The sequence below is a fragment of the Leucobacter sp. M11 genome, assembly GCF_035726885.1.
Classification (GTDB): domain Bacteria; phylum Actinomycetota; class Actinomycetes; order Actinomycetales; family Microbacteriaceae; genus JAPFRB01.
In genome coordinates this window covers 234,617-240,672 of record NZ_JAPFRB010000003.1, presented here as the reverse complement: position 1 = coordinate 240,672, position 6,056 = coordinate 234,617, and the positions used below count along the sequence as shown (strand labels likewise).

Sequence of the window (6,056 nt, the reverse complement as noted above, 5' to 3'; positions counted from 1 at the left end):
GACGGTCGCGGAGACCACGCCCGCCACCCCGGAGGCCCCAGCGGCCCCCGAGGAGGGCGGCGGAGCCGTGCTCGTGGGCTACGGCACGGGCGGCGCGGTCAAGAGCCGCCGCCGTCGCGGCGGCGAGCCCGTGCTCCCCGGGGCCGACCTGCCGGTCGCCTCCGCGAGCCCGATTCTCGCAAAGCCCCCCATCCGGAAGCTCGCCAAGGACCTCGGCGTCGACCTCGCCGAGGTGGACGGCAGCGGCATCGGCGGCGAGATCACCCGCGACGACGTCGTGCGCCAGGCCAGCCAGGCGAGCGTGTTCCGCAACATCCAGACCCCCGAGGTGCCGAGCGTCCGCGAGGAGCGCCACCCCGTCAAGGGCATGCGCAAGCAGATCGCGAACGCGATGGTCACGAGCGCCTTCCAGGCCCCGCACGTCAGCGTCTTCGTCGACGTAGATGCGACCCGCACGATGGAGTTCGTGAAGCGGCTGAAGTCCTCAACCGATTTCGCCGGGGTCAAGGTCTCTCCCCTGCTCATCATGGCGAAGGCCGTGCTCTGGGCGGTGCGCCGCAACCCCTGGGTGAACTCCACCTGGACGGACGAGGAGATCATCGTGCACAACTTCGTCAACCTCGGCATCGCCGCGGCGACGCCCCGCGGGCTGATCGTGCCGAACCTCAAGGACGCGCAGGACATGAGCCTGCTGGAGCTCGCGCAGGCGATCGAGCAGCTCACGATCACGGCCCGCGACGGCCGCACCCAGCCCGCGCAGATGGCCGATGGGACGATCACGATCACGAACATCGGCGTGTTCGGCATGGACACGGGCACCCCGATCCTGAACCCGGGCGAGGTCGCGATCGTCGCGCTCGGCACGATCAAGCAGAAGCCCTGGGTCGTGGACGGCCAGGTGATGCCCCGCTACGTCACGACGGTTGGTGCCTCCTTTGATCACCGCGTGGTCGACGGGGACGTCGTCAGCCGCTTCACGGCCGACGTCGCCTCGGTGCTCGAGGAGCCCGCGCTCCTCCTCGACTAGCCGAGGGCTGCGCGGGTCAGGCGGCGCGGGGAGCGAGCGTGCTCGCGACCGCGAGCAGGAGCCCCTCCGAGCCCGCAGGGCCGATGAGTTGCACGCCCATCGAGAGCCCCGCTGGGGTCGTCAGGGTCGGGATCGTGATCGCGGGGAGCCCCGTCACGTTGACCATCGACGAGTACGGGGTGTACTGGCACTGCATCCGGTAGTCGGTGTCCGCGTCCTGGCTGATGAGGCTGCCGACCGCGGGCGGGAGCTGGGCCATTGCCGGGGTGAGCACGAGGTCAAACTCGGCCCACTGCCGCCGCATGTCCTCCGCGACCTCGCTGAGCTCGCGGGCCGCCCGGTGATTGAGCTCCGGGTCGCGCGCGGTGGCGCGCACGGTGAAGTCCCGGGCCAGGGTGCCCATGCGCTCGAGCGCCCCCTCGGGGAGGTCGATCAGGCCGAGGGCGGAGGTCCAGAGGGTCGTGAAGCCGTCCGCGTAGCGGGGGTCGTAGCGGAACTCGGCCGGGAGCACCCGGTTGCCCGCCGCCTCCAGCGCGAGCCGACCCGCCGCCATCGCGGCCTCGGCCTCCGGGGCCAGCTCGATCGGGTACCAGGAGGCGAAGGGTGACGCCGTGCTGAAGCCGATGCGCAGGGCGGGGAGCTCCCCCGCGCGGTCCACCGCGGCGAGGCTCGCCTCGGCGGCGTCACCGCGCATGGCGTCGTAGAGCAAGGCGGCGTCCTCGGCGGTGTGGGCGAGGGGCCCGCTGACCGCGAATTTCGGGAAGCCATAGGCATCGCGGTCCCCGGCGGCCACGTCAGCGGGCACCGCGCCCAGGCCGGGCTTCAGGCCGATGAGCCCGCAGGCCGAGGCGGGGATGCGCACCGAGCCCCCGCCGTCGCTGCCGGGCGCGACCGGGAGCATGCCCGCGGCGACCGCGGCGGCGCTTCCCCCGCTCGATCCCCCGGCGCTGCGGCTCGGATCGAGGGGGTTGCGGGCGGGCGGATCGATCAGGTTCTCGGAGTAGCTGCTCAGGCCGAACTCGGGCACCTGGGTCTTGCCCAGCGTGACGCTGCCCGCGGCGCGCAGGGTGGCCACGAGGGGTGCGTCCTGCTCGGCCACGCTGGGTGCCAGCGCGGCGGTGCCGAGCTTGGTGGGCATCCCGGCGACGTCGCTCAGGTCCTTGAACGCGAGGGGAACGCCGTGCAGGCGGCCGAGAGGCGCACCGGCCGTGCGCTGCGCGTCGCGGGCGTCCGCCTCGGCGCGGGCGGCCGCGGCGTCGACCGTGACAAAGCTGCCGAGTTCCGGGTTGCGCTGCTCGATCTGGCCGAGGAAGTGCTCGGCGGACTCGCGAGCGCTCACGGCGCCACGGCCCAGGGCGTCACGCAGGGCGCGGGCGCTGCCGGCGAAGGGATCGGTCATGGCTGGCTCCTCTCGACCCGGACCTGGCGGACGGAATCCGGGGCCGGGGCTGTGCGGTCCCGCCAGCCTATCCGGTCGCCGCCACCATGTTGCGAATGATTCTCATTTGACTTAGAGTGAGACTCATTCTCATTTAGAAAGAACCCCATGTTCTCACCACGCACCACCGCACGGCCGTTTCGTGCCCGCACCCTTGCCCCCCTGCTCGCGGGAGCGGGCCTGACGCTGAGCCTTGCCCTGAGCGGCTGCGCCAGCGCCCCGGCCGACTCCGGCGACGGGTTCCGCGTCGTGGCCACGACGACCCAGCTCGCCGACTTTGTCGCCGAAATCGGCGGCGACCGGGTCGAGCTCACCGCGCTCATGGAGCCCGGCAGCAGCGCCCACCACTTCGACCCCACCCCGGCGGAACTCCTGGAGATCGGTCGGGCGGATGTCCTGGTCGTGAACGGGGCCGGGCTGGAGGGCTTCATCGACGACGCGATTGAGGCCTCCGGCTTCGACGGCGCGCTCGTGGACGCCAGCGACGGCCTGGACCTCGACGCCCTCGCACACGCGGGCGGCGAAGACGACGGGCACGAGCACGGCGGCGAGGAGGCCGGTCACGAGCACGCCGAGGAGGACGTCCACGACGAGCACGCGGGGCACGATCACGGCCCCGTGAACCCGCACCTCTGGACCGCCCCGAAGAACGCGGCCGGGATGGTCGCCGAGGTCGCCGAGGGCCTGGCCGCGGCCGATCCCGAGGGCGCCGAGACCTTCCGCGCACACGCCGCGGCCTACGAGGAGCAGTTGACGGCGCTCGACGCCTGGATCGCCGAGAACTTCGCCGCGGTGCCCGAGCAAACGCGCCAGTTTGTGAGCGGGCACAACTCGCTCGCGTACTACCTGCACGACTACGGCATCACCTTCGTCGGCTCGCTGCTGCCGAGCTTCGAGGACAACGCCGAGCCCAGCGCCGCCGAGATGGACCGCCTGATTGCCCAGATCACGGAACAGGGCGTCAGCGCGATCTTTGTGGAGTCCTCGATGAGCCCGAAGCTGGCCGAGGCCATCGGCCGGGATGCCGGGGTCACGGTCGTGACCGAGGGGGCCATCTACGCGGACTCGCTCGGGGCCGCCGGGTCGGGCGCCGACACCTACATCACCGCCACGATTGAGAACACCCGTCTGATCCTTGGGGCCTGGGGCGCAACCCCGACCCCGCTGCCGAAGGAGCTCTCATGAGCGCCGTGGCCGGGAACGCCCCCGACGATGCGACGCCCGTCGTCGAGCTTGACGACGCGGCCTTCGGCTACGCCGGCACCCCCTCAGTGCACGGCGTGACCGCCCGGATCCACGCGGGTGACTCGGTCGCCCTGATCGGCCCGAACGGTTCCGGAAAATCCACGCTGCTCGGCGGCGTGCTCGGGCTCACCGAACACCTGGGCGGCACCCTGCGCGTGCTCGGGGGCACCCCCCGTCAGGCGCTGTCCCGGATCGGCTACCTGCCGCAGGCGGACCGCCGCGACCGGGAGCTGCCGATCACCCTTCGCCAGGCCGTCACGATGGGGCTCTACCGGGAGCTCGGACCCCTGCGTCCCGTGGGCCGGGCCGGGCGCGCACGCGTCACCGAGGCCATCGAGGCGGTCGGCCTGGGCCAGCACGCGGGCGCGCAGTTCGGCGAGCTCTCCGGCGGTCAGCAGCAGCGGGGCATCCTGGCCCGCGCGCTGGTTGCCGACCCCGAGCTCGTGCTCCTCGATGAGCCCTTCAACGGGCTGGACCGCCCGAACCGAGACTCGCTGCTCGTGACCGTCAACCGGCTCCGCGCCGAGGGGCGCACGATCCTCGTCTCCACGCACGACCTGGAGCTCGCCCGCGAGGCCTGCAGCCACGTCATGCTCCTCAACGGCGAGATGCTCGCCTTCGGCACCGTTGCGGAGACGCTGGAGCCCGAGCTGGTCCGCGCGACCTTCCACGGCGCGCCCGCCGAGACCGGCCCGCACGGCGACGACGGCCACCACCACGGCGACGCGGCGCTCAGCCTGGGCGCGGTCTGACATGGACGCGGTGAGCCTGCTGGAGATCTTCCAGCTCCCCTTCATGGCCCGGGCCCTCGCCACGGTCGCAATCCTCGCGGTCGCCAGCGGCGTGGTCGGGCTGTTTATTAGCTTCCGCGACCTCGAGTTTGTCAGTGACGGGCTCGTGCACGCGGTGTTCCCCGGGCTGGTCGTGGGGAACCTGCTCGGCGGGGTCGCCGGGGTGCTACCCGGCGCGGTGGTTGCCGCGCTGGCGGCGGCGGTCCTGCTGACCGTGCTTGGCCGCCGCCCCCGACTCGGCTCCGACGCGGGTATCGCGGTGGTGCTCACGAGCGCCTTCAGCCTGGGCGTGGTGTTGGTGTCGCGGCAGGAGAACTACGTGAGCCAGCTCGAGGAGCTGCTCTTCGGGCGGCTCCTCACGGTCACGCCGGCTCAACTCGTGCAGATCGCGGTCGTCGCCGCCGTCGCCATTGCGCTCGTGCTCCTCACTGCGCGCTCGCAGCTGATTCGCGCCTTCGATCCGGACGGCTTCCGGGCGACGGGAGCGCGCCCCGCGCTCGTGGACCTCGTGCTGAATATCGCGGTCGCCCTGTTGATCGTGGCCGGGGTGCAGGCGCTCGGCAACCTGATGGTGCTGGCCTTGCTCACGGTGCCGATGGCGATTTCGCGCCTCGTCACCCGGCGCTTCGCCTGGCTCGTGCCGCTCGCGGTGCTCACCCCGCTCCTCGCGGGGGCGGCCGGGCTGTGGCTCACCTTCACCGCCTCGGTTGTCGGCGGGCACACGCCCTCGCCCGGCGCGGTTGTGGTGCTCCTCCTGGTCGGGCTCTACGGGCTCGCCGTGCTGTGGTCGCTTGCTCGCCGTCGCGGGGCCCGCTCCCGGGTCAGTTCGGGGGGTGCGCGATGAGCTACTTCGGAATGGCCCTCATCGAGATCACGCTGCTCGGGGTGCTCAGCGGGCTCGTCGGCGTGCTGATCGTGCTCCGCAAGCGTTCCTTCTTCGCGGTCGCGCTCAGCCACGCGACCTTCCCCGGCGGCGTCCTCGCCGCCATCGTTGGGGTGAACGTGCTGCTCGGGCAGGCCCTGTTCGCGGTGCTGCTCGTGTTTCTCATGGCGGCCCTCGGCCGCGTGCCGGGCCAGGGGCGGCAGGTCGCCTCCGGAGTCGTGCTCTCCTTCGGCTTCGCGCTGGGCACGCTCCTCAGCTCCCTGAACCGCGGGCTCGGGATCCCCGTCGAGGCGCTCCTGATCGGCTCGCCCTTCGGCGTGAGCGGCACGGACGTCGCGGCCACGGGGGCGGTGCTCGTCGTGTCGGTGCTCGCCCTGCTCTTCTTTGGGCGGCGGATCCTGTTTGACACCTTCGACCCCGTCGGTTCGCGTGCCGCGGGGTACCGGGCCTGGCCGGTCGAGTTGCTCGTCTCCGGGCTCACCGCGGCGGCGGTTGTCGTGGCGATGCCGGCCGTCGGAGCGATCCTCGGCGTCTCGATCCTGATCGGTCCCGCCGCAGCCGCGCGGGTGCTCGTGCGGGATATCCGATGGCTCCCGCCGGTCGCCGCGGGGCTCGGCGTGCTCGCGGGCATCGGCGGCCTGCTGGCCTCCCGGGCGTGGGACGTCGCCGCGG

6 protein-coding genes are annotated in these 6,056 nt (G+C 72.4%); 5 read left to right on the top strand and 1 reads right to left on the bottom strand.

What is annotated here, in order from left to right; genetic code table 11:
* Window positions 1-1,027 (top strand): dihydrolipoamide acetyltransferase family protein (locus tag OOT08_RS09420; RefSeq protein ID WP_325092392.1); only part of this gene is annotated, 1,027 nt, incomplete at its 5' end.
* A 16-nt stretch (window positions 1,028-1,043) separates the two neighbouring features.
* On the opposite strand, the gene OOT08_RS09415 is transcribed toward OOT08_RS09420, so the two are convergent.
* The gene (locus OOT08_RS09415; RefSeq protein WP_325092391.1) at window positions 1,044-2,426 is read right to left on the bottom strand and encodes an amidase; all 1,383 of its coding nucleotides are present in this window, start codon (window positions 2,424-2,426) and stop codon (window positions 1,044-1,046) included.
* A gap of 147 nt (window positions 2,427-2,573) precedes the next feature.
* Here OOT08_RS09415 and OOT08_RS09410 point away from each other — a divergent pair, with 147 nt between their 5' ends.
* The 4 genes from OOT08_RS09410 to OOT08_RS09395 form a co-directional block, all read left to right on the top strand.
* The gene (locus OOT08_RS09410) at window positions 2,574-3,650 is read left to right on the top strand and encodes a metal ABC transporter substrate-binding protein (RefSeq protein ID WP_325092390.1); all 1,077 of its coding nucleotides are present in this window, start codon (window positions 2,574-2,576) and stop codon (window positions 3,648-3,650) included.
* The gene (locus OOT08_RS09405; RefSeq protein WP_325092389.1) at window positions 3,647-4,462 is read left to right on the top strand and encodes a metal ABC transporter ATP-binding protein; all 816 of its coding nucleotides are present in this window, start codon (window positions 3,647-3,649) and stop codon (window positions 4,460-4,462) included. Before OOT08_RS09410 ends, OOT08_RS09405 begins: the two co-directional genes overlap by 4 nt.
* 1 nt (window position 4,463) lies before the next feature.
* Window positions 4,464-5,345 carry a metal ABC transporter permease gene (locus OOT08_RS09400; protein WP_325092388.1) on the top strand — a complete coding sequence of 294 codons (882 nt, stop codon included), beginning with the start codon at window positions 4,464-4,466 and terminating at the stop codon, window positions 5,343-5,345.
* Window positions 5,342-6,056: metal ABC transporter permease (locus tag OOT08_RS09395; RefSeq protein ID WP_325092387.1), on the top strand; the 715-nt coding region annotated here is incomplete at its 3' end. The genes OOT08_RS09400 and OOT08_RS09395, both read left to right, overlap by 4 nt.